Genomic DNA, 22506 nt, shown 5'->3' with positions numbered 1-22506 from the left:
CTCTCAATTGTTAAATATACTCGAAAATAGGCGTTGCATGGCAGAAAATACACCGATAATTTTCTGTGATCGCCAATAACTTCAGTGTTTATTTTACTCGTTTCAAATAGCCATCTGGAGCAACCGTAATTAACAGTTTGTTTTGAACGCTTTTGTCAATTTCAAACTCTGGATGAGTCTTGAGATATTCCCATACTGCTGTTTTGGGATTGTTACCCACTCCCCAAGGGCGATCATTAAACATCTCATCAGGTAGATCTTCCACTACAGTGTCAAATACAACGCAGTAGCTTCCAATAGAAGTTAAAGGTGCATAGGCTTCTAATTCTGCTAAGACATGATCATGGGTGTGATTACTGTCTAACAAAACTAAAATCTTTTGTTTCCCTTCGGCTTTTGCTGTAACTTGTTCAATAATTTCAGGAGCAATGCTAGAGCCTTGAATCATGGAGATTCGCTTAAACATTGGATGAGCTTCAATTGCTTCTCGATTATGTTTACGAATATCAATGTCAATGCCCAAGACCTCTGCCTCCTGCGGGCCACCACAGATAGCATTTAGTTCAAGCATGGAAGATGAAAAAACCAACGATCCGCCGTGGGCGATACCTGTTTCGATAATCAGATCTGGCTGTACTGACCAGATAATTTCTTGCATTGCAACCATTTCAAATGGCGTTTGTATAACTGGTCTTCCAAGCACGCTAAAGTTATACATATACTTTTGTTCAAAGGCTCTTACTAGCCACTTAAGAGATAAGTTGTGCCAGTCGGTATCGTTGGCATAGCTAGCAATTCTTGCTTCTTTCTCTGTTAGAAACTCTTTGATAAAATTATTTTTGGGCTTACTCATGCTGTCAAATTCTATCCTTTGATATTAATGTTTGGTTTTGTTTTAGAATTTTTGTATTCAAGAACAAGCCTTGGAATACAATTTAGAACATTCGATGGTTTGTAAGTAAATTCTTCTAAGATTTTGCTTACGTCAAGTCGTGAAAATCTAACAGTGGGTGTATCATTTGATATTTCTAATCTTGCTTTTGTGCATTTAATTATAGAATTGACGATGTCTTGATGTGTCAAGTTATGGCCAGAGGCAACATTATAACATTTATGTTTTCCTATAGTTGCTATTTTAGGCAATAACTCTATTACATCTTCCAGCATTACATAGTCTTTACAAGAATCAAGTGAAGACCTTAGATAGATTACTCCGTCGTCACAAGCAGAGCGAATTATATCAAACAAAAAATTTTGAGAACGAAAATCTGTTCCTATTACATTGCTTAAGCGAACAACTTTTACCTTATGATTTAAGTCCTCCCTTGCGTAGCATAGTGCCTCAGCTGTTAATTTAGTTAAATCGTACAAGTCTTCTGGATCATAAGATTTTAGAAAAATAGCAGCATCCTCTTGTGTGCTTTCTGCATGACGATAAATGCGTGATGACGACAAATAAAGAAGTGAGTCAAAACATGATTTTTCAAGAATTTCAGCGAGGTAAGACGTATTAGCTTGCAATGTGTTAAACGGATTTAGACGAAAATTCGATGTCACTCCTGCAGCATAAATAACGTGATTAAGTGGAATTGAGAAGATTTTATCATCTCCACGACTAGGCGTAAAAACTGAGTATCCCTCCGCGCGCATCTTAATAGATAATGCGCTTCCAATAAAACCATTACTACCAATAACCGTAAACTTCATTGGCGGACACCTATCCTCTTCAATGGGTTTCCCACATATATGCCGTAGTTATCGAGATTTTCTCTTACAAGAGAGCTGGCTCCAATAACACAACCAAATCCTATTTGAACACCGTCTAAAATTACACAGTTGGCACCAATCCACACATCATCATTAATTAATATCCCTCCCTTAGATGGACGAAATCCCTGAGACATAATCAGCAACTCTCTCCTAGCATACTCGTGACTGACAGGTGCTAGCGTACAGTTGGCAGCAATTGCAACATACTTTCCAATTGTAATACCATTTCCAGAATATAAAACACAGCCAGAATTTATTATAGAATTGGAACCAATTAGGATATCACCTATTCCACCAGCAGGTTTTATCTTCACAAAAGAATCAATAACTACATTGCTTGATATTATTATTTTTGAGCCGCGAATAGAGTCTTCAATATCGGCTAATTTTGATATCTTGGCACTTGGATGAATTTCAATCACCATATATAAATCGAGTAACAAAAAGGTTTTAGTTGATTGGATGAGAGATAAATAATGCCCATACTAAGAGGATGCTTGAAAAGGGTCAGGTGGAACGAGAGAATGCGACTTTCAGGCATCGGGAGGGACTTTCCAAGCATCATCTAAGTAATTCGGTAAATTATTTATAGCTGCATCGGTAGCATACTTAATCTCTAGCTCAGTAATTGATGGTTTAGTGTAGTAAATGCGTGCTTTAGTCATTGTCCTTTCATCCAAGCAAAAATTTCAATCGGAGTTAACTCTAGTTGCACATCAGGTAAAACTGGTAATAAATCATTGCCCCTTAAGATCACTAAAGGACGATCTCTCCAAAATACCATTACTACTTCCTCCAATGGGTCTATTAACCACGCTAACCTTGTCTCAGCTTCAAGACAAGCTTGAATTTTCGTGATTACTCGAGTCACACGCTGATCTGGCGACAAAATCTCAATCACCCAGTCTGGTGCACCCTCAATAGGTTTATTAAATTGCGGTAAACGGTCTAGGCGCATAACTGCCACATCAGGGACAACAGAGCTTTCTGACAAAATACAACGCAATTCTGGCAATGCTTCATAAGCTTGGGTGGATTGATCGATTATCGTAAGTAAATGCTTTTGCAATCGGCTATGAAATAAAGTTGGCATTGTTTTTTGTCCCGCCACTTGATTAACAAATTCCCAAGCTGGAGAAGCTTCAATGTCAGGTAGATTTAAAAACTCCGCCATCGTCATTCGGAAAAGAGCAACCACCATAAAATAACTCCTAGTAAATTTACAGTTTTTAGATGAGGGCGATTATTTATGATACATTTTAAGGAAAATGTCATAATTCATAAAATGAGAAATTAGGATAATTCTGGTCTTTTTTCGAGATAATTATATTCTCTGTTAACAACCAATTAATTTTAAAGCTAGGGTCATTCCATTTTAATCCCCTAGCAGACTCACCATGATAAAAATTAGACATTTGATAGAAAACTTCAGTGTTATCCTCTAACGTTTGAAATCCGTGAGCAAACCCTTCAGGAATGTATAGCATTTGGCGATTTGTTGCACTTAATTCAATGGAAAACCATGATTTAAAAGTAAGTGAATTAGGACGAATATCGATAATTACATCATAAATCGAACCTTGTGTACATCTAACCAATTTTGCTTCTTCATGGGGTTTAATCTGATAGTGCATCCCCCTAAGCGTACCTTTTTTCGTATTAAAAGAAATATTACACTGGACTAAATTTGACTTTAATCCATGCTCACCAAATTCATGTTCGCACCATGATCTTGCAAAAAAACCTCTGTGATCGGACACGGGTTCTATTTCAATCAGATAGGCTCCTTTTAGGGGCGTTTCGATAAACTTCATAGTATTTCCACTTCAGGAATCGGCACAACAAACTTGCCTCCCCACTCACGAATATAGCTGAGTTGTTGGGTGACTTCTTCTTTCAAATTCCAAGGAAGAATTAAAACGTAATCGGGTTTAGTCTCGGCAATCTTATCAGGACTATAGATAGGAATATGAGTGCCAGGTAAAAACTTGCCTTGTTTATGGGGACTGCGATCGCAAGTGTAGTCAATGAAGTCTGTACGAATTCCGCAATAATTTAAAAGGGTGTTTCCCTTGGCGGCCGCACCATAACCAACAATCGTTTTTCCATCCATCTTAACCTGAATCAAAAAACTCAATAGCTTACGTTTAGTCTCTTGGACTTTGCGACTGAAGCTCAGATAGGTCTCTAAATTACCTAATCCTTTTTGTTTTTCGACTTCTTTTAATGTCCATACTCTTTGGTTAATTTTTATTTCATCGTTCTCTGAATGTTTCGCATAAATCCGTAAAGACCCCCCATGCGTAGGAAGTTCTTCTACATCAAATAACGTCAAACCATGATGAGCAAATATCTTTGCTACCGTAACAAACGATAAATAGGAAAAATGCTCGTGGTAAATGGTATCAAACTGATTCTGCTCTATCAGCCGTAGAAGATGAGGAAACTCCATTGTTATAACACCTTCAGGCTTAAGAACAATTTTCATGCCCGCTACAAAATCATTGATATTAGGTACATGAGCTAAAACGTTATTCCCCAATAATAAATCTGCTTTTTTACCTTGCCTAGCTAATTCTTTAGCCGTTTCAACTTCAAAAAAATTAACTAAAGTTTCAATGCCTTTTTCGATAGCTACTTGAGCCACATTTGCCGCAGGTTCAATACCTAAAACAGGGATACTTTGGGCTTGAAAAAATTGCAAGAGGTAACCGTCATTACTAGCAATTTCTATCACCCGACTAGATTGATTGAATTGAAACCTGTTGATCATCAAGTCAGTGTATTGTTTAGCATGGTTTAGCCAACTCTCAGAGTAGGAAGAGAAATAAGCATAATCATTTGCAAAAATATGATCTGGAGATTCAAATTCTTCTAATTGAACCAAAAGACATTTCTCACAAACATAAGCGTGTAAAGGATAGAATTTCTCTGCCTTATTTAATTGCTCTGATTTTAAAAAACCATTAGACAATGGAGACATACCCAAATCAACAAAGGTATGGTTCAAGCAACTTTGACAAAATCGACAGTGTTTATCGTTCATTGAGACTAATTCTATATCTGATTAATGTTGTTAGTTGATAAAATACTTTCGTAATTCTTGATTTGGAGTAATGACAATTCCTGAAAACGTTGATAATCCGAAGATGAAAATTCACAAGATTCCCTGTACCAAACGACCGTCTCTCGAATTGTTTTTTCAAAATCCCAAAGTGGCTTCCAATTCAACAAGTGATAGGCTTTATCTGTCACTAAATTAAGCAAGCTGGCTTCATGAAAGGCACAAGGATCAGATTTATCTAACCAAGTACCTGACCAATAATTAAGAATCTCGGAGACTAACTCCTTAACAGAACGATTAGAAGTTAAATCTGGGCCGAAGTTAAAGGCACTGCAAAATTTGTCTTTTTGATTAAGTTGATCGGCCGAAGATAAACATTGATAAATGCTTTCCGCTACTTGTAAATAACCGGCTAGTGGCTCCAAAACGTGTTGCCAAGGACGAGTTGCTTGAGGATTACGAACAGGAATTGGTTCATCCCTAATCAGCGATCGCATGGCATCAGGAACAATTCTATCCTTTGACCAATCACCCCCGCCAATCACATTGCCTGCCCTTGCACTAGCAATACCGACGGAGCAATCAGCCTTGCTAAAAAAAGATTTTCTCCAAGACGTGATCGCTAGTTCTGCTCCAGCTTTACTAGAACTGTAGGGATCATGTCCTCCCAATGGATCATTTTCTCGATAACCATAAACCCATTCTTTATTCTCATAACATTTATCTGTTGTAATAAAAACGGCTGCACAGGGATAATCAAGTTTCTTTAACCCTTCTAAAACATGAATCGTTCCTATTACATTTATATTCCAAGTTTCAACTGGTTCTACATACGAACTCCTGACAAGTGGTTGGGCCGCTAGATGAAAAACAATATCGGGTCTAGCTTGATGTATAAGTTTAGCAACTAAATCAGCGTCTCGAATATCTCCCAAATGATGATTTAGATGATTAACTAATCCTAACTGCTCAAATAAAGATGGTTGAGTATTCGGCGAGAGACTTAAACCCGTTACTTCTGCTCCTAAGCTTGTAAGCCATAGAGAAAGCCACGATCCTTTAAAACCAGTATGACCAGTCAAAAAAACTTTTTTACCCTGCCAAAACCCTGTCATCATCACCATACCCTCCACGGAGCATTTCCTGATTCCCACAAGCTGTCTAAATAATTCTTATCTCTTAGAGTATCCATAGCTTGCCAGAAACCATAATGATTAAAGGCGGATAATTCTTGCTTATTAGCAATAACTGGCAAAGTGTGGGCTTCCCAACTAGTTTGATCGCCTGCTAAAAAATCAAATACTGCTGGCTCTAAAACAAAGTAACCTCCATTAATCCAGCCCCCATCTCCTTGAGGCTTTTCTTGAAAATTTAACACTAAACCATCATCAATATTTATATTTCCATATCTTCCTGGTGGTTGTACTGCTGTGACCGTAGCAAAACGCTTTTGCTGTTGATGAAAAGCAATTAGATCTTGAATATCGACATTACTAACACCATCACCATATGTAAAACAAAATGTCTCATTCCCCACATAACTTTTTACTCGTTGAAGCCTCCCGCCTGTAAGTGTTTCCTCACCTGTATCAACTAGTGTTACTCGCCAAGGTTCTGCTTTTTTTTGATGCACTTCCATCTGATTAGATTGCATATCAAAAGTCACATCAGACATATGCAAAAAATAATTAGCAAAATATTCTTTGATTACATATCCCTTATAGCCACAGCAAATAATGAAATCATAAATTCCATAGGTAGAATAAGTCTTCATAATGTGCCATAAAATTGGCTTCCCACCAATTTCCACCATCGGTTTCGGCTTAAGATAAGTTTCTTCACTGAGTCTAGTTCCTAGACCACCTGCCAAAATCACTGCTTTCATCTAGTTTGTACCAAATTCCATTTTAATTGTGGTCTGATCACTCCAGGAAATCTCCCTGTGTAGCCATGCTCTCGTCCTACGCTATTAGTTGTTAAAGAATCTTTAATGTTAAGCGAAAGAATATTTTGCTCAAAAAAGTGTACCTTAACTCCTGATTCAAAGGAACTGATTGCTAAACCTACAAAATAGGCTCCTTCATTTAAGAAGTTCATTGGGATTAGACATTCTGCTTCATATTCTCCCGAAGGTAAAATCCTCACATTTTGAACTGATGTTACAAAAGCACAAGAATCATCGGCTGTATAAAAGTGAAAGTTAGGAACAAACTTGTAATTACTTTCTTGGAGGATTCTATATTTCATAGAAACTCTAAAATTCTCATTAATCATTATTTCTGGGCTGATTTCATCAATACTATTTCTTATGCACCCAGATATCAAATGCACATATTCATCGCCAACAATACGATCTTCATCAGAAAGAGTGATTGATGCAGGAGAGGAAGCCCCAGCCCCACTCTTGTAGTACTGCATAATTACCTCCGATGCATTTCCAATATTCACAATCTTACCTTTATCCAACAAAATCACATCTGAGCAGAGCGATGTAATTGTAGGCATACTATGGCTGACAAATAGAACAGTTCGTCCTTCTCCACTTACATCCTTCATTTTACCTAAGCATTTTTTTTGAAACTGAGCATCCCCCACCGCCAAAACCTCATCCACAATCAAAATCTCTGGCTCCAAGTGTGCCGCCACCGCAAACGCCAACCGCACATACATCCCCGAAGAATAACGCTTCACAGGCGTATCCAAAAACGTCTCCACCTCAGCAAACGCCACAATCTCATCAAACTTTCGCTTAATGTCAACGCGATCCATCCCCAAAATCGCCCCATTGAGATAAATATTTTCCCGACCCGTCAACTCAGGATGAAAACCCGTCCCCACCTCCAACAAACTCGCTACCCGACCATTAATACTAATCCGTCCCTCCGTTGGCTCCGTAATCCGACTCAAAATCTTTAACAACGTTGACTTACCCGCCCCATTACGGCCAATAATGCCAACTCTATCCCCCTGCTTAATATCAAAAGAGATATCCTTCAAAGCCCAAAACTCCTCATGAGTGGGATCATCCTTCTGTGCTTTGGGATTAAAAATACTAGCGAATGATTTTACTCGATCCGTCACCACATCCCGCAGAGCCGTATAGCGTTCTTGCTTTTGGTGTCCAATGACGTACTTTTTACCTAGATTTTCAACTCGAATAACTGTATCAGACATAGTTTATTATTAAAATATTTTTTATGATGGCAACCATTCAGGATTGAGAATTTCTATTAAAGAATAGGGACAGTTTTCAGGAAATATTTTTGGAGATAATTCAGACTTACGAATTGCATTGTTTCTAGCTTTAATGTATATCTTATCTAGGATTTGTGCACAATGATTATAAAGAACTTTAGACTCCAATAATAAATCTAATTCAAGCCTAAAATTATCAATTTCTTTTTCCCACCCTCTCCCTGACCAATCTTTTTCTGACTTCCAATAATCATACAATAGTAGATGAATTAAAAGTCTCAATAAATAACTCTCTACTTTACGCCTTTGTTCGTTTCCCAATGCAGTGATTTCCTCAATTAAATGTTCCCAGTCAATATTTTCTAAATCCTGATTTTGCAGTTGTTTGAGGGTAATATCTAGCCACTCAGGATAATCTTGTTCATAAATCTGGTAACTTGCTTGTGTAGGTTGCATTTTACTTACTCAATTACAGTTTAAATATTGATGTTTGGTTGACAGAAACCCCTACAAATTAATTCCCTGTTCTGCTAGTAACTATCTTAATTTAGCTAATGCTACTGATTTATGTCGGATTTGACTCTAACTCTGACTTAATTAGACTCACAAATACACTAATAATTTTTTCTGGTTGATTTATATAATACTCATCTAAATCAACTACCACTAGATTACCAGTTAATTGCAAGAACACCCATTGATTACCATTGGTAACACAACCATAAATATTTTCAACATTATTTCCCTCCGATTGATTTAATTGAGCGGCAGCAATCATTTCTGCAATACATTGAGCGAATCCTTGTTTAAGATTATCATTTTTCGCCTCCACTAAAGCAATCACAGGAGATGTTACATATAACTGTTGAGATGATAGACCGATTAAGAAATCGCAAAATCCATTTAAACCTTGCTCAATATTAACATTAAAATCAATTCCTGAGAATAAACTAATTTTATTATCTAATAATCTTCTTACTTCAATTAAAACAGGCGCAATAATCATTTCTGACTTGGCTTTTTCTGTGCTAATTGACTGAGCTAAGGGAATATTATTTTGTAAGTATTTGATAAAAAAAGCATCAACTGTTAACTGGTCGAAAGCAGCAAAAACATTTGTTCTTTCTTCGATGTTAATGTTAAATATTTTCGTTATTTTTTCTAGGGTAAAGTCACTATAAGCCATTTTCTATAACCTTGATTTTTCTTACCAATTAATTCCTTGTTCTGCTATTAACTGTCTTAGCTTAGCTAATTCTGCTTCCGCTAAATCTGCCCGTTGTTTTTCTTGTTCAGCCCGTTGCTTTGCTCTTTCTTCTGGTGTAGGCAACCAATTATTATCTTGATCATACCAACGTAACCACTGTCTAGTTAATCCTTGATATTTTCCCTCCCATAATCCTAAACCTAATTCAGCTTCTTCTAGCCATACCCCTAATCCATTAATAGATCTGACTTTTCCCGTTAAGTGCGGATTGCAAGCTGCCAGCCTTGGCAAAGGTCATGCAACTTCAACCAACCGCGCCAAAGGACTTGGATACCGAGAGGAGTTTTACGACGATGTTCAAGATAACCACCAAGAAAAGCAACAGACTCGACAGCCCAAGCAACAGTCAAAATAGGGGGAAGTTTTTGAGAGGCGGCTGCTTTTAACACCTGAAGTTGAAGAGGATTAAGAATTTCAATCGCGAGAGCATCGGGCTGGGTACGATGAAGATAAGTAACGTGTAAAAGTTCAACAGCAATGACACTTAAAAAACCCAAAAGAGTTTTCATTCCATCAGAGGCAAGTCGATAACGCTCACTCTGACAACCAGACTTAAGGACTTTATGAAATTCTTCAACCCGCCATCGGTAGGTGTACCAACGAAGAATAGTGACAGCCATCTCAATAGTCTCAACAACTTCTGTAGTCAGAAGCATCCAAGATAAAGGAGTTTCGCCTTCGGGACAATCGATTTCTGTCGCATAAACAGCATAGACATTCAACGGGTCACGATTATCAAAACGATAGGGAGTTCGTAGATTAACTGAGCAAAATCGGACGGCAAGCTTAACCTTCCGTGCTTTTCTTTTTCCTGTACTCGGAATCTCGATTTCTTGATGAAAACGAATCGGTTCTGATTCCAAATGTTGCCAAAGTCGTTCACTATTTTTGTCTAAACTACGATTATGAGACGCTCTGACCAGCACTCCTGTATGCTTGAGTTGACGCACTGAGTCAAAGACTTCTGAAACATCTCCTTCTCTGTCAAATACATGAATTACCCTCGTTGAACTTTCTACCTGTTTCTCACAGGTGTTTAGAGCCTCTACCCATTTGTAGGATTCTTTTTCCTCAAATGGTCTTTGACGAGCTGCTTTTCTTTGTTCTTTCTGTCTTTCTTTTTTCTGCTTCGCCGTTTCATCTGTTGGGGGCTTTTCTTTTACCTCCCTATTCCACAGTTTTTGCCATAATAAACCTAATACTTGTCCTTTTTCTGGCTCAATTGCTAAAGCACTATGCAGTATTAATCCATTCCCTCCTTTTCCAGTCGGCCCATACCCTTCCCTTTTTTCCTTGATATTGCGATAATCTAAGAAGGTCGTATCTCCGACTGATAGCATTATCTTATATTCTTCTACGGCGGCAGTTGTCATTTCACAGTGCGGCTCTATTATCTTGACAAAGTCTGTTTTCGGATTCCCAAAAATTCATAGGCCCTCTTTAACTCGTTTCCTCCCTTAAACACTTCTGATAAGGCTTTTCCAAACCCCTCACTTAACTTTTTCCCAATCGAGAAGGCACGATTGTTTAGCCTCTCGTCTCCCAATTCACAACTGGCAAAGTTTTTTGTCCACCATTCCAACATTTTTTGACCTGCCCTTTAAGATTTTCTCCATTTTACAGTCTCATACTCCCTTCATCCTTTGTTTTTGAAATTTGAACGATAAGCGGGATGATGGCTTCAGAATATTTTTTTCCTGTCAAGAGAATCATTACTCAAACCCTTGCCAGATAAAGCCTCTAGAAGTTTGCATTGCTGGATTTTGGACTTAACGGGAAAAGTCAGATTAATAGATAGCGGTTGATAACGGTTCATTACTAAGCCAAAACAGTGAGGCTCATTAGTATAACAGTTATAGACAAAATAATAGGGTATTCTCAGAACTTGCTCATATACTGTCCATTTATTAGGTGGTTGATTAACTTCCCGTAAATTTCTGCCTAAGTCTTCGTTTTCTGTTCCTAGAGATATTAACTCTACAACGACAAAGGGATATGTTCCTTCATACCAAGTAACATAGCTTAGTCTTAGTTCTGTTTGTTCATAAAAACGGGATACCCCTAATACCGCAAACCAATCGGGGCGTTTATACCATTGTGTATGCTTGCCGTCATAGTATAAATTTAAATCACTAGCTGTAAATACATTATCTTCTGCATAAGAAGGCGGACGAAAGGTGCTACGCAATAATTCTGGTTGTAAAAGGTGAAACTCGTCGGGCAACCCCGATTCCTCTGGATCTTCGCTAGTAGGCTTGGGTGTGAATAGAGCTACCATTTAGGGAGAACTTAAAACAGAGGATAGGACAATGCCTAGATTAGCACCAACGCCACTGCACCTAAGCGAACTGGAGCGAGAGCAACTGCAACATTTGGTCAATCGGCACAGTACTTCCCAGCAAATTGTCCTCAGAGCCAAGATTATTCTACAAGCCGATGCTGGACAGAATCATCGAGAGATTGGTCGCGCCCTTAACATCAGTCGAGATATGGCCCGACTATGGCGCAATCGTTGGCTAGAGCTGAGTGGCAAGCCCCTGTCGGTGGTGGAGCGATTAACGGATGCACCTCGACCGGGAGGTCCCATGACCTTTAGCTTAGAGCAGATTCTTCAGTTATTTGCGATAGCTTGTGAGCCACCGGCGGATTATGACCGACCGCTCAGTCATTGGACAGCGCGGGAACTGGCGGATGAAATGCTCAAACAAGGCATTGTTGAGAGCATCTCCCCTCGCCATGTGGGACGATTGCTGGCGGAAGCCGACTTGAAACCACACCAATCGCAATATTGGTTAAATCCTCCCCCCGACCCTGAGTTTGATGAGAAAGTTAGTGACATTTGTCAGACCTACCTGAGTGCAATGGAGCGAGCAGAACAGGGAGAACAGACAATTTCCATTGATGAGATGACCGGCATTCAAGCCTTGGAACGAAAGGCTCCTGCCCAACCAATGCGACCTGGCAAACCAGAAAGGCGAGAATTTGAGTATATTCGTCACGGCACCCAGACGTTAATTGCCAGTTTTAATGTGGTTTCAGGTCAGATTGCCCAAGCCAGTGTGGGAGACACGCGCACTGAGATAGACTATCTCAATCATGTTCAACAGTTGGTTGCCAGTGACCCAAAGACTGTCAAGTGGCACCTGCTGATGGATTGCTTGAACACCCATCAATCAGAATCACTAGTAGGCTTGGGTGGCGCAAGTCGAAGGACTTGAGACCGACTTTGGGCATCAAAGGAAAATCAGGCATTCTCCAATCAATGCAAAGCCGTTCTGAATTTTTGCGAGAGCCCAGTCATAAAATTGTCTTCCACTTCACCCCCAAGCATTGCTCTTGGCTCAATCAAATTGAGATGTGGTTCAGTATGCTGATGAGTAAGTTACTCAGACGAGGCAATTTCATGAGCAGAGAACAGCTCAAAACTCGCATCCTTGACTTCATTGATTACTTTAATCGCACTATGGCTAAACCCTTCAAATGGACTTATCAAGGCAAGGCATTAAAGCAATGATAAACGGTCGCTCTATTCCCGCCCAAGCCTACTAGGTAAATCATACATAGTTGGTAGTGTTTGTTGAGGAGGTAATGGTTCATAGCTAGGTTTGCTATATACATCGCTTTAATACATTATTAATTATCTCCTGTATTTAATCGCTGTTGCCAAGATTCAACTATCTGCTTAATTGTCTCTTCTAGGAAAACTGTAATATCCCAGTGTGGATAATGCTTATGCTTTTTTGTCAAACTGGAATAATAGCAATTATAATTACCAATACATTTTTTCCACACAGGTATGTACGTGTGGCTTTACCACTATATTTTTCAGTTAAGAGATAGCCATAAAATAAATGATCCGATAGAATAGCAAAAGACAGTTTTAACAAAAAGGTAAATTGTATGCTGAAAAAATCAGTAACGGAAATCAGTGAAGACCTAAAATCGCTGTACATCGAAACAGCCAAAAAACTAAAAGGTAGCGACAGGAGACAATTCATGGCACAGGTTGTACAAGGTTTGGGAATAGGGGGACAAACCTTCGCAGAACGCGAATTAGGGTGGAATAGACGAACAATCCGCAAAGGAACAGAAGAATTAACGAGTGGTCAAGCATTCATAGATGGTCGCAGCCGTAGTGGGCGCAAAAAAATAGAAACAAAATTACCGAATATCTTAGAAGATATAAAGTCGATAGTGGAGCCGAAAAGTCAAACAGACCGAAGTTTTAAAAGTACGCGATTATATACGAGAATAACAAGTGAAGAGGTGCGTAGGCAACTGATTGTACAATCAGGTTATCAAGAGGAAGAACTACCATCATCGGAAACAATCAGAAGAAAATTGAATGATTTGGGGTATAGCTTAAAAAGAGTATTAAAAAGCAAACCGAAAAAAAAGATAGCAGAAACGGAAGCTATTTTTGAACAAATCGAAAAAATCAACAGGGAAGCAGATGAAGACCCAAAGACATTGCGTATATCGCTAGATGGCAAGGTAGGGGTCAAAGTGGGAGAATTTGACAGGGGTGGAAAAACGCGGGTAAAAACAGAGGCATTCTTACCATGACTTTGGAGCAGAAGTTACTCTAATTCCTTACGGAATTTTTCTACCTGAACAGAATGAATTATCTTTATTTTTTGTGTCGTCCAAATTAACAGCAGATTGCATTGGTGACATATTAGAAAGTTGGTGGGAAAGTGTAAAGCATCGCTTTAGTCATATTGAGAAATTGGTGATAAATCAGGATAATGGACCTGAAAATCATTCGCGTCGTAGTCAATTCATGCGGCGTATGATTGATTTTACAGAATCGTCAAAGCTAGATATACAATTGGCTTATTATCCGCCGTATCACAGCAAGTATAATCCGATAGAGCGTTGTTTTGGTTGGTTAGAAAAACATTGGAATGGGAGTTTACTGGATACGGTTGAAACCGTGCTTAATTTTGCTAAAACGCTAACATTCAGGGGTCAAAATCCTGTAGTGAAACTGATAGAAAAAGTTTATGAGACAGGAGTGAAGCTGAGCAAGGCTGGGATGGAAAAGGTTGAAGCACGGATTAATCGCCTTCCTAGCCTCAAAAAATGGTTTGTGGAAATCTTTGCCAAACCGCTATAATCATTGGATCATCTTTTTTCTGGTGTTCTCTAAAGTGAATGCTTCTAGAATCTCCCTAGATAACATCAGCAAAAGTACGTTCCATTCTACGGAAATACCAGATTCCACTTAATAAAGAAATTACGACTAACGTTAAGGACAACAGAAAACCAGGTAAGTATATATTATAGTCACCTCCTAGAATCGCCCAACGGAAACCATCAATTACTCCTACCATTGGATTAAGGGAATAAAGTAATCGCCATTTTTCTGGAACAATATTGCTACTAAATCCTACAGGAGAGACATACAATCCGAATTGGACAATGAATGGAACAATATAACGAAAGTCTCGATATTTGACATTTAATGAAGCCAACCAGAGACCAGACCCCATTGAAGCAGCAAAGGCAATACCAATAAACAGTGGCAAGGTTACGATACGCCATGATGGAACAAAATTATACCAAGCCATAAGACCCAATAAGATAATACCAGATATCATAAAGTCAACAAAACTAACCACCACTGCACTGGTTGGAACAATTAAACGCGGAAAATAAATTTTAGAGATCAGATTTGAGTTCGCGATCAGACTGTTACTACATTCCGATAATGAATTGGAAAAAAACTGCCAAGGCAACATTCCAGCGAAAACAAGAATAGGATAGGGAACTCCTTCAGATGGCAGTTTAGCCAAACGGCCAAAAACAATGGTAAAGATAACCATCGTTAAAAAGGGACGAATTAAGGCCCAAGCAATACCGATCGCCGTTTGTTTATAGCGAACCAGTATGTCACGCCAGGCAAGAAAATAAAAAAGCTCTCTATACTTCCAGAGATCTTGCCAATACTGGCTTTCAGTTCGACCCGCTTCAATAACAATTGTTGACTTAGATACCATGAAGATTTAATAGCGCTTGGTAGGTAGTGGCACTGGTATCGTCTAGCTAGACGATACCAGTGCCCAATGAGGACAGTTTTTCTTGAAAAAGGCCTAAGTACAGGACAAAAAATGTAGGGAGTCGAGAAAAAGAGAAAAATTGGGTAGAGAAGGATTAAGAACAAGATGACGAAGATGGTCAAAACCAAGACGAAAAAGACTCTGCGCTAGGCGACCATGTTTCTTGAGGGGAATGGGATGAAGATGATGAATTGCTAGACCAGTTTTGAGAGACCAAGCCAAAGCTAAAGTCAGTAAAGCCAAAAGCTTACGAAGACGCTTGGGGTCAGTAAAGTGAGTAGATTCCAAGCAAAAGCCACGAGTCTTAAAGATGCCAAAAAGGGTTTCAATGCCCCAACGCAGGGCATAATCGTGAATAAGACCTTGGGAATCGGGATGTCCAATGACGATGAGTAGAGAATTATCAGGCAAGCGAAGAGCCTCTACAGAAACAGGATATCCCCAAACCCGACAACTCCCTTGAAGACGTTGAGATTCACTCTTTTGCAAGATGGGCAAAAATGACTTTGGCGGCCAAAAGCTTGCCATTGTGCTCAATCTTGTCCGTAGCCCGAATTCTCAGACAGAAAGCCAGTAGCGGTTCGAGCAGAAGATAGCGAAGCCAAGCCTGACCAATAAACTCACGGTCGCCACATAAACAACGAATCAGGGCGGTGGGAAAAATCTTGAGCATCTCCTCGATAAAACGCATTCGTTCATCACTGTTAGAATTGCCCTTTTTCTTGCTAAGCATCCACCACAAGATGGGAATGGCTACTCCTTCATGGACAATGCCGACAGTGAGGATATTATAACCATGACTGCCAAACTCCCAGGTTGTGCGGTCAATACTTAATACCCAAGGTTGAGGGATATCCAGCCAACTGACTACAATACGGGCAATGTGATGGTAATCCAGCTCAAATCCTGAGAAAAAGCGTTGTAAGCGTTTGTAATGAGAATCCACCAATGCCCGACCTTCAAAACCCAGGGCCAATTCTTTAAGGTTAACCGTTTTCACTTTGAGGAGGGCGAGTAAGAACAAGGCTAGTGGTCTGTCAAGCTAAAGATTGTGAATTTGAGGGAAAATGGAGAGGCTATTCATTACCTCAACAGATATCGTAATAAGTAACCATGCTCAAGACCTATATTGTCCGATTAAGTCAAGAAGAACGTCAGACCCTAAAAGATTTGGTATCCATCGGCAAAGGAGCGGCTTACAAAATTAAGCACGCCAATATTCTGTTAAACATTGATGTGAATGGACAAGGATGGACGGATGAGGAAGCTGCCGCCGCCTTTAGTTGTCACCGTAACACAGTCGCCAATCTCAGGGAGCGATTGGTCAATGAAGGTGTGGAGTCAGCATTAAGCCGCAAGCCCCGCAAAACGCCGCCTCGTTAACCGATTATTGATGGAGAGGTAGAAGCAAAACTAATCGCCTTACGTTGTGGAGAACCGCCTGCTGGTCAAGCCCGTTGGACATTGAGGTTACTAGCCGACAAGGCGGTCGAGTTAGAAATTGTGCCAGCAATTAGTCACGAAACCGTGCGTCAAGTGTTAAAAAAAATGAACTAAAACCTCATCTGCGACAGATGTACGTGATTCCACCAGAAAAGAGTGCCGAATTTGTGTCTAACATGGAAGATGTTCTAGAAATTTATCACCGACCCTATGACCCCAATTGTCCAGTGATTTGCATGGATGAGCAACCTATACAATTGGTCAAAGAAACCCGCCTTCCTCTACCAGCCAAACCTGGACAGCCAGAGGCGCATGATTACGAATATGAACGCAATGGAACAGCCAATATCTTTATGTTTACAGAACCCTTGTCTGGGTGGCGAAAGACAGTTGTCAGTGAACGTAGAACATCGGTTGACTGGGCAACAGAAATTAAGAATTTACTCGATAACGACTATGCTGATAACGACAAAGTCATTTTAGTATGTGATCAGCTAAATACTCACAAACTTGCCTCACTATATGAAGCATTTGAGCCTTCCACGGCTCGTCGTCTAGTCGAACGGTTGGAAATTCACCATACCCCAAAACATGGCAGTTGGCTTAATATTGCTGAAAACGAGCTGTCCGCAATGACTCGGCAATGCCTAGCTCGTCGAATTCCAGATCGGGAAACTTTAGAGCAAGAAACAACGGCTTGGTACACTCAGCGCAATCATTCCCAAAAGTCGGTAGATTGGCAATTCACGACGGCTGAGGCTCGTATCCGTCTCAAGCGTCTTTATCCACAAATAGAAAATTGACAGACCACTAGGAAGGAGAGTCTGGCACCATGCCATCCCAAATGGGGTTTTAGGGCTTGTTTCAATGCGTTATATTGGTTCATGGGTTTTCTTACATTACGTTCATCTTCCATGAAACCCCTTTCTCTTATACTTTTCAAGCCTTTTGTCCTGTACTTAGGAAAAAGGCATCCTCTTTCTCTTGGCACAAGCCAACATCATTCAGGATTTCCATAGAGCTTTTCTTTAATATTGACATTGTTTTCTGTTTCCTTCTTCTTTGATATAATGACAATAATAATAGTATAATAAAAACGGGCCGATGTCTAGTCTTAAATTATTTTTCTATTTTCTCAAAGCCTTACACCATAACTTTTTCCAACTTTGATCAGACGATACCCGTTCCAGACAGTTACATGAAGGGATCAAAATTGATTTTCTCATAAATTTTTTCAAAGGTGATTGCTAAAGTTAAAGTCAACCCATTAAAGTTTCTCTAAAAAACGTTAAGACTCCTCCTCTGAGTCTATCCCCAAAGTTTGGAGCTTGGCCGCTAGGCGATCAGCCCTAGATTTTTCATCTTCTGCCCGTTGAGCTTCCCGCTCTGCCCGTTGAGCCTCCCGCTCTGCCCGTTGAGCCTCCCGCTCTGCCCGTTGAGCCTCCCGCTCTGCCCGTTGAGCCTCATGTTCGGCTCGCTGAGTTTCTTGTTTTGCAATTGCAATTGCCTGGTTTGCTTTTAGTATTTCATTCTTAGCCGCTTCATCAGGGGTAGGAATCAACGTCCCCTCCAAGGAAAAGTAACGCAATTGACCGTTGTGAATACCAAGGAAAAAGCCTAGAGCCTCACTCCACAGCCAGCCATGCTCATTTGGGACAATAGGATAATATTGATTAAAATTGAGCCTAAAACCCGCAAATTCTAACGTGGTTGGTGAAAAGTAAAAATATTCAGGGGTATGAAATCTTTCTGCGTAGAGATCCAGCTTAGTCGTCCGATCTACCTTGGCAGTGGAGTCAGAAAGCAATTCAATAATTAAGTCAGGGTAACGCCCGTCCTCTTCCCAGACTACCCAAGAATTACGAGGTTCTCTGGTTGTATCCTTGACCAAGAAAAAGTCGGGTCCCCGAAAATCACGATGCTTGAGTTGTTGACGACTGAAATAAATGCTTAGATTGGCACCAATAAAAAAATCATCCCGATCTCGCCAGATCCATTCCAAAGTAGTTACTAGCAAGAGCAGTTGTATATAGTGTAGGGAACTTTCCATCTCTGGCTCATCGCTCAAAAGTTTACTGGCATCGGGCATTCGCAATTCCAGTTCCTGGGCCGTTATGGCAGACATAGCTTGTTCCTACTGATGCTTTCGGTGATTATTGAGTTTTTATTGTAAATGATTCTAAAGGCGATCGCCAAATTTAAAGAAGATAAACAGGGCAAACCAGCAATTCTCAGTTTTAGAGACAGCAAGCCTTTTAGGGATTTAAAGAACATTTTAAAGGGGTTTTTGGGCAATCCTAGATGTACTATTGTGCCTAAAAGCTTGAAGACTCGTAAAATGAACTTGTTAATCCCGTTGAATTTCCCCCCGTATTACGCGAACTAAAACCTGAAACCCTTGCTACAGCGCAAATTTAGAATTGCTGCAGGGCAAACGCATCTTATCCGAGTAAAACCTTAAGGAGATAGTTCTCGTCCCAACCAGCGCGTAGCCGTTTATTCTTGATACCAAGTTTCAGAGTATTTTCCTTTGTGAGCAAGTTAAGAGCGATATGGCGTAAGACGGCTAAATTCTCAGGAGCAAAATCCTTACGAATGCGACAAGCATCCTCATTGAAGGCCAAGTCTAGAACCCAATGTAAAGAGTTTTCTATCAACCAATGACTACGAACAGATTGGGATAATTTTTGAGCATTACTCGGCAGGCTAGAGAACACCAGAAAAAAGATGATCCAATGATTATAGCGGTTTGGCAAAGATTTCCACAAACCATTTTTTGAGGCTAGGAAGGCGATTAATCCGTGCTTCAACCTTTTCCATCCCAGCCTTGCTCAGCTTCACTCCTGTCTCATAAACTTTTTCTATCAGTTTCACTACAGGATTTTGACCCCTGAATGTTAGCGTTTTAGCAAAATTAAGCACGGTTTCAACCGTATCCAGTAAACTCCCATTCCAATGTTTTTCTAACCAACCAAAACAACGCTCTATCGGATTATACTTGCTGTGATACGGCGGATAATAAGCCAATTGTATATCTAGCTTTGACGATTCTGTAAAATCAATCAGGTAGTGTTCTGAATCTGTGGAAGCACATCTAAATAAGACATCCAAATTCAAAGCGATTGATAAATAATCCAAGGACAATATCGTGCATCACAATAGATTTGGAGCAACAAATCGTTTTTCTCGCTAATCTCTTTATTCGAGTTCTCAATGTCAAGTGCTTTCGTTCGATTTTTTGAGTATTATACTTACCCACCTCATGCAATGCTGGCTCAATATGTCGTTCGTAAGCCCCCCATCCATCTGTATAATATTGAGTAATACCAAAAGGTTCTAACAACTCTTTTAGCCTTAGAAATGCTTCATCTTTGTGACCAGACAAAACATAAGCTAATATCTCACCTGTCTTATGATCAATAGCGTGCCATAACCATCTTTGCTCTTTTTTGCTCTTCACAAAACCCCACATTTCGTCGAGTTCTGCTTCCACGTCATTCCATTGGCAGAGCGTTACAATACTCTGACTGGGTTCCAGTTCTGCTAGTTTTTTTTCGTTGACGAATACTAAACTAGACTCTTTTTTTTTAGTTCACTAATCACTGTTGATGGACTAATCCTCAGCACACGGGCTGTATCCCTTATGCCACTACCATTCATTGCCATTTCGGCAATCTTTTCCTTTACTTCTGGCAAATAACCTTTATAAGTATAGTTTAAGATAAATGTGCAACGCTTACATTCTGTATTACGACATCTGTAACGCTTTTTCCCCTCCCCAGAGGGGCGTGTTTCACAATATCCGTACTTTGACAACTTGGGCAAACAATTGCTTTGAATAGCATGGCACACCAATTTTAAGATTTACATTTATTTATTATTACTCTTTTCCACAGGTTTAGAACACGACCTTCTTGTACTGAGTAGGAACACTCTACTGGCAACTCCAACCCTGTTTCTCTATTGGCATCCAGTCGGGCGGTGCGATACATCTTATTTAACCCATTCTTGACACAAATAACGCTTCAAACTAGGACTATCTTCCAGATACAATGCAAGATTTTCTCTTTCCCTTTCAATGGTAATTTGCCAACTGCGCGATCGCTTTTGCGGTTGATAGTCCCATTTAAGCAAATGATGTAGAATTACACGAACACTACTCAGCAAACTGTCACGTTCCCGTTTTGACAAATCTTGAATCTCCTCTACTAAATTATTAAGATCAAGCTCAGCAAAGCGTTTTTCCTGAAGTCTCTGCGCCATGACTTCTGCCCAGCGTGCATAATCAGATTCATAAAGTGATTTCATCGTAAATCTCTAAATATAAATTTGATTAATAGTTCCTTAAATTATTCTTCATTCAACTCTATATCAATACCCAGAGTTTTTAAGCGATCACTAAGACGTTGACGTATCGCTCGCTCTTGCTGCAACTGTGCCTCAGCAGACTCCGCCCTCAGGCGTTCCTGTTCAGCCTTTTGGCGTTCCTGTTCAGCCTTTTGGCGTTCCTGTTCAGCCTTTTGGCGTTCCTGTACGACAAGCAATTTCTCTTGCTCAATCCTTTCATTACCCCACAGCAAAAGATTCCCTGATTGATCCCACCAGCGTAACCAAGTTGTCGAAAGCTGAGATCTTTTGCCATCCCAAGTACCTAAGAATAAACTCATTTCCGTAATCCAGAAACGCTTATTTTCGTCGGGGGATTGCGATTCATATTTACCATCTACTAGACGAAATAAATCTAATTCCCCTGTTTGAGGATGAAAAATGCCATACAAAGGGACTTGTAAAATGCGTTCGTAAAAATACCACTTACCATAGGGATAGTGAGGATTGATCGAATATTCAGTGCCTTCTGTTTCGGAGATGAATTCCAGTGCAATTAGAGGGCGATCGCCTTCAACATTAGGGGTATAACTACGCCGAATTATGCTCTCTGGATGCGGTTTAACTTCAGGAATATAAACCCAATCAGGAGCTTTGACGACAGTTTTATCGGCAACTGTAGCACAAATACCAAAATTAGTAGCTATCAACATCGACTCGAAAAATAGCCCCGCCAATTCTAGGGATTCGCGCAGAGCTTCAGCAAGCAGAGGTTGTAAATTATTGTCCACAGGATCTTCCGACAAGATAAAATCTTCGGGCAGTTTGTTCCAAGTCACTTGAGGCAGGGCGTGCTTGGGTGGAGAAACAGCATCACTATCTGGGTAAACTAGTTCGCGATGTAGGGCTACAGTCATGTTTATACACCTTCTTTATCATTAATCAAGGCAAAGAGGACGATTTAGAACAGTTTCAATGCTATAGGGACAAATTTTTGGAAAATCTAAGCTAGTTTCCCCCATGGCATCAGCACGAGCTAAACGATAAATTCTTTCCAGAGATTCATTGTCTAAATATCGGACTAGACTGGGGCTATCTTCTAGATAAAGTCTCATGTTATCTCGTTCTCGACTAATGGTATTTTGCCAACTTCCCAAACGTTTATTACTTTGATAATCCCATTTAATTAAATGATGCAAGAGTAAGACGCAAGCTACTTAATAGTCGTCACGTTCCTGCCTGTACAAATCCTGCACCTCTTCTACTAAATTTTCAATATCCAACTGTGTAAAGTTTACCGACAATAGTAAATCTGCCAGAGTTTCCGCCCATTGGCTATAGTCTTGTTCGTATAATTTCCTCATATTAATCGTATAACT

The 22506-nt window shown here is 39.9% G+C and carries 23 protein-coding genes and 5 pseudogenes; 3 read left to right on the top strand and 25 right to left on the bottom strand.

Annotation, left to right across the window (positions count from 1 at the left end; all coding sequences use genetic code 11):
- Positions 1-88: 88 nt before the first annotated feature.
- From KA717_37380 to KA717_37310, 15 genes are all read right to left on the bottom strand, one after another.
- The gene (locus tag KA717_37380) at positions 89-853 is read right to left on the bottom strand and encodes a cephalosporin hydroxylase family protein (protein UXE61023.1); all 765 of its coding nucleotides are present in this window, start codon (positions 851-853) and stop codon (positions 89-91) included.
- Between the two features lie 11 nt (positions 854-864).
- The gene (locus KA717_37375; GenBank protein UXE61022.1) at positions 865-1707 is read right to left on the bottom strand and encodes an SDR family oxidoreductase; all 843 of its coding nucleotides are present in this window, start codon (positions 1705-1707) and stop codon (positions 865-867) included.
- Positions 1704-2213, bottom strand: coding sequence for an acyltransferase (locus KA717_37370; protein ID UXE61021.1), 510 nt, complete (start codon positions 2211-2213; stop codon positions 1704-1706). Before KA717_37370 ends, KA717_37375 begins: the two co-directional genes overlap by 4 nt.
- Before the next feature lie 218 nt (positions 2214-2431).
- On the bottom strand, positions 2432-2971 hold the full coding sequence (locus KA717_37365) for a Uma2 family endonuclease (protein UXE61020.1): 540 nt from the start codon (positions 2969-2971) through the stop codon (positions 2432-2434).
- Positions 2972-3041: 70 nt separating this feature from the next.
- On the bottom strand, positions 3042-3584 hold the full coding sequence (rfbC, locus tag KA717_37360) for a dTDP-4-dehydrorhamnose 3,5-epimerase (GenBank protein ID UXE61019.1): 543 nt from the start codon (positions 3582-3584) through the stop codon (positions 3042-3044).
- Complete coding sequence (locus KA717_37355) at positions 3581-4780, bottom strand: class I SAM-dependent methyltransferase (GenBank protein UXE61018.1); 1200 nt, start codon at positions 4778-4780, stop codon at positions 3581-3583. The genes rfbC and KA717_37355 overlap by 4 nt, the downstream gene beginning before the upstream one ends.
- 47 nt (positions 4781-4827) lie before the next feature.
- A complete protein-coding gene (rfbG, locus tag KA717_37350) occupies positions 4828-5958 on the bottom strand; it encodes a CDP-glucose 4,6-dehydratase (GenBank protein UXE61017.1) in 1131 nt (376 codons plus the stop codon).
- Positions 5952-6719 carry a glucose-1-phosphate cytidylyltransferase gene (gene rfbF, locus KA717_37345; GenBank protein UXE61016.1) on the bottom strand — a complete coding sequence of 256 codons (768 nt, stop codon included), beginning with the start codon at positions 6717-6719 and terminating at the stop codon, positions 5952-5954. The genes rfbG and rfbF overlap by 7 nt, the downstream gene beginning before the upstream one ends.
- On the bottom strand, positions 6716-8008 hold the full coding sequence (locus KA717_37340; GenBank protein ID UXE61015.1) for an ABC transporter ATP-binding protein: 1293 nt from the start codon (positions 8006-8008) through the stop codon (positions 6716-6718). The genes rfbF and KA717_37340 overlap by 4 nt, the downstream gene beginning before the upstream one ends.
- Before the next feature lie 21 nt (positions 8009-8029).
- Positions 8030-8485 (bottom strand): DUF29 domain-containing protein, encoded by a 456-nt coding sequence (locus KA717_37335; protein ID UXE61014.1) that lies wholly within the window; start codon positions 8483-8485, stop codon positions 8030-8032.
- A 109-nt stretch (positions 8486-8594) separates the two neighbouring features.
- Positions 8595-9215, bottom strand: a complete 621-nt coding sequence (locus tag KA717_37330) for a hypothetical protein (GenBank protein UXE61013.1) — start codon at positions 9213-9215, stop codon at positions 8595-8597.
- Positions 9216-9236: 21 nt separating this feature from the next.
- Entirely contained in the window at positions 9237-9527 is a 291-nt protein-coding gene (locus KA717_37325) for a hypothetical protein (GenBank protein UXE61012.1), read from the bottom strand.
- A complete protein-coding gene (locus KA717_37320; protein UXE61011.1) occupies positions 9494-10669 on the bottom strand; it encodes an IS4 family transposase in 1176 nt (391 codons plus the stop codon). Before KA717_37320 ends, KA717_37325 begins: the two co-directional genes overlap by 34 nt.
- Positions 10670-10686: 17 nt before the next feature.
- Complete coding sequence (locus KA717_37315; protein UXE61010.1) at positions 10687-10881, bottom strand: transposase; 195 nt, start codon at positions 10879-10881, stop codon at positions 10687-10689.
- A 96-nt stretch (positions 10882-10977) separates the two neighbouring features.
- Positions 10978-11520 carry a Uma2 family endonuclease gene (locus KA717_37310; GenBank protein UXE61009.1) on the bottom strand — a complete coding sequence of 181 codons (543 nt, stop codon included), beginning with the start codon at positions 11518-11520 and terminating at the stop codon, positions 10978-10980.
- An 85-nt stretch (positions 11521-11605) separates the two neighbouring features.
- Here KA717_37310 and KA717_37305 point away from each other — a divergent pair, with 85 nt between their 5' ends.
- Positions 11606-12514: an IS630 family transposase gene (locus tag KA717_37305; GenBank protein ID UXE61008.1), complete on the top strand. Its 909-nt coding sequence runs from the start codon at positions 11606-11608 to the stop codon at positions 12512-12514.
- Positions 12515-13292: 778 nt separating this feature from the next.
- Positions 13293-14415 (top strand): annotated as a pseudogene (locus tag KA717_37300) (ISAzo13 family transposase).
- Positions 14416-14470: 55 nt separating this feature from the next.
- Here KA717_37300 and KA717_37295 read toward each other — a convergent pair.
- Together KA717_37295 and KA717_37290 are read right to left on the bottom strand one after the other, a co-directional pair.
- Complete coding sequence (locus KA717_37295) at positions 14471-15298, bottom strand: ABC transporter permease (GenBank protein UXE61007.1); 828 nt, start codon at positions 15296-15298, stop codon at positions 14471-14473.
- A gap of 93 nt (positions 15299-15391) precedes the next feature.
- Positions 15392-16388, bottom strand: a pseudogene (locus tag KA717_37290) (IS4 family transposase).
- An 83-nt stretch (positions 16389-16471) separates the two neighbouring features.
- On the opposite strand from KA717_37290, the pseudogene KA717_37285 reads away from it, so the two are divergent.
- Positions 16472-17604: pseudogene (locus KA717_37285) on the top strand (IS630 family transposase).
- 485 nt (positions 17605-18089) lie between these two features.
- On the opposite strand, the gene KA717_37280 reads toward KA717_37285, so the two are convergent.
- The 8 genes and pseudogenes from KA717_37280 to KA717_37245 form a co-directional block, all read right to left on the bottom strand.
- Positions 18090-18926 carry a Uma2 family endonuclease gene (locus KA717_37280; GenBank protein ID UXE61006.1) on the bottom strand — a complete coding sequence of 279 codons (837 nt, stop codon included), beginning with the start codon at positions 18924-18926 and terminating at the stop codon, positions 18090-18092.
- Positions 18927-19242: 316 nt separating this feature from the next.
- Positions 19243-19512 (bottom strand): annotated as a pseudogene (locus tag KA717_37275) (ISAs1 family transposase).
- A 28-nt stretch (positions 19513-19540) separates the two neighbouring features.
- Entirely contained in the window at positions 19541-19912 is a 372-nt protein-coding gene (locus tag KA717_37270) for a transposase (GenBank protein ID UXE64903.1), read from the bottom strand.
- Positions 19896-20294: an IS1 family transposase gene (locus KA717_37265; protein ID UXE61005.1), complete on the bottom strand. Its 399-nt coding sequence runs from the start codon at positions 20292-20294 to the stop codon at positions 19896-19898. Before KA717_37265 ends, KA717_37270 begins: the two co-directional genes overlap by 17 nt.
- 74 nt (positions 20295-20368) lie before the next feature.
- Positions 20369-20497 carry an IS1-like element transposase gene (locus tag KA717_37260; protein ID UXE61004.1) on the bottom strand — a complete coding sequence of 43 codons (129 nt, stop codon included), beginning with the start codon at positions 20495-20497 and terminating at the stop codon, positions 20369-20371.
- A gap of 297 nt (positions 20498-20794) precedes the next feature.
- Positions 20795-21109 carry a DUF29 domain-containing protein gene (locus KA717_37255; GenBank protein ID UXE61003.1) on the bottom strand — a complete coding sequence of 105 codons (315 nt, stop codon included), beginning with the start codon at positions 21107-21109 and terminating at the stop codon, positions 20795-20797.
- A 41-nt stretch (positions 21110-21150) separates the two neighbouring features.
- The gene (locus tag KA717_37250; protein ID UXE61002.1) at positions 21151-22044 is read right to left on the bottom strand and encodes a Uma2 family endonuclease; all 894 of its coding nucleotides are present in this window, start codon (positions 22042-22044) and stop codon (positions 21151-21153) included.
- A gap of 21 nt (positions 22045-22065) precedes the next feature.
- Positions 22066-22491 (bottom strand): annotated as a pseudogene (locus KA717_37245) (DUF29 domain-containing protein).
- Positions 22492-22506: the final 15 nt, after the last annotated feature.

It is taken from the genome of Woronichinia naegeliana WA131 (assembly GCA_025370055.1).
GTDB classification, from domain to species: domain Bacteria; phylum Cyanobacteriota; class Cyanobacteriia; order Cyanobacteriales; family Microcystaceae; genus Woronichinia; species Woronichinia naegeliana.
This window is presented reverse-complemented; position numbering and strand designations above follow the sequence as displayed.